Source organism: Azospirillum sp. B506, from assembly GCF_000333595.1.
GTDB lineage: Bacteria > Pseudomonadota > Alphaproteobacteria > Azospirillales > Azospirillaceae > Azospirillum.
On record NZ_BADK01000586.1, the window covers coordinates 1 to 1,460 of the forward strand.

At 60.5% G+C, this 1,460-nt stretch carries 3 protein-coding genes; 1 reads left to right on the forward strand and 2 read right to left on the reverse strand.

What is annotated here, in order from left to right; translation table 11 throughout:
- A partial coding sequence (gene rpoZ, locus I71_RS17145; protein ID WP_042696054.1) for a DNA-directed RNA polymerase subunit omega occupies positions 1-348 on the reverse strand: 348 nt, incomplete at its 3' end.
- A gap of 306 nt (positions 349-654) precedes the next feature.
- Here rpoZ and I71_RS17150 point away from each other — a divergent pair.
- Positions 655-1,257: an NYN domain-containing protein gene (locus I71_RS17150; protein ID WP_042696055.1), complete on the forward strand. Its 603-nt coding sequence runs from the start codon at positions 655-657 to the stop codon at positions 1,255-1,257.
- A 64-nt stretch (positions 1,258-1,321) separates the two neighbouring features.
- Here I71_RS17150 and I71_RS36090 read toward each other — a convergent pair.
- Positions 1,322-1,460 (reverse strand): 4-hydroxythreonine-4-phosphate dehydrogenase PdxA (locus I71_RS36090; RefSeq protein ID WP_199902200.1); only part of this gene is annotated, 139 nt, incomplete at its 5' end.

Genomic DNA, 1,460 nt, shown 5'->3' on the forward strand with positions numbered 1-1,460 from the left:
CAGCTCTTCGCCGTCGCTCTCGCTCATGCCGTCTTCGTCGCCGAGCGAGTTGTTGCCACGGGCGGCCCAGTCGTTCTCGCCGGCCATCAGCTCGACGATCTCTTCTTCCGGCTCGTCCGGCTCGACATGCTTCTGGTGGCCCTTGATCAGGGCGTTCTTCAGATAATCCAGAGACACCGTCTCGTCCGCGATCTCGCGGAGCGCCACGACCGGGTTCTTGTCGTTGTCGCGGTCAATCGACAGCGGAGCGCCACTGGCGACCTCACGGGCGCGCTGGGCGGCCATCATGACCAGCTCGAAACGGTTCGGAACCTTCAGGACGCAATCTTCAACGGTAACGCGGGCCATGCCAGACGAACTCCGGATTCAAAGGAGGCTCTAGACTATATGGATGTGGCCCGATAGGTGCAAGCGCGAACCACAGCGCTGCTGCATTGCGCCAAGGGAAAGCCGCAAGTGGCTTCGCCGTCCATGACTGGATCGCCGTCGGGGATAATAGGCAACAGTTGCCCTCTTGTATGTTCATGCCCTATACCCTAAATTTCAAAATTGGAACGCGGACATTTGCGCATGTTCCGTGAATTTTTAACAAGCAGCGACGAAAGGATCCTGGCATTGGACCGCAATTCGACTTTGCCGCGTGATGTCAGCAAGTTGTTTTACAAAGAAGAGCGTCTCGCGCTTTTTATCGATGGCGCCAACCTCTACGCCGCAGCGCGCTCATTGGGCTTTGATATTGATTACAAAAGGTTGCGTGACGGCTTTGCGGGAGAAGGCAGGCTCGTGCGCGCCTTCTACTACACCGCTCTTGTTGAAGATCAGGAATATTCCCCGATCCGCCCGCTGGTCGACTGGCTCGACTACAACGGGTACACCATGGTGACCAAGCCGACCAAGGAGTTCACCGACGCCTCGGGCAGGCGCAAGATCAAGGGCAATATGGACATCGAGCTGGCCATCGACGTGATGGAGATGGCCGATCATGTCGACCACATCCTGCTCTTCTCCGGCGATGGCGATTTCCGCCGGCTGGTGGAGGCGGTGCAGCGCAAGGGCGTGCGCTTCAGCGTCGTCAGCACCGTGCGCTCGCAGCCGCCGATGGTCGCCGACGAGCTGCGCCGTCAGGCGGACAATTTCATCGAGCTGCAGGATCTGGCGCCCTTCATCGCCCGTACCCATCACCACCGCGATCAGGCGCCGCCCCACCACGATCACCAGAGCGGTCCGACGATGTATGATCCCGACGACCGGGGCTGACCTCACCGGAAGCCGACAAAAAAGGAGCGCATCGGCGCTCCTTTTTCATTTCTGCGACGTCCGGTCAGGGATTGGCGGCCCGTTGTCGGTTCCGTGCCATCCGGGCGGCGGTCTTCAGCGCCGCGATCAGGCTGGTCGCGTTGGGCTTGCCGGTCCCGGCGATGTCCAGCGCCGTGCCGTGATCCGGCGAAATCCGAACGAAG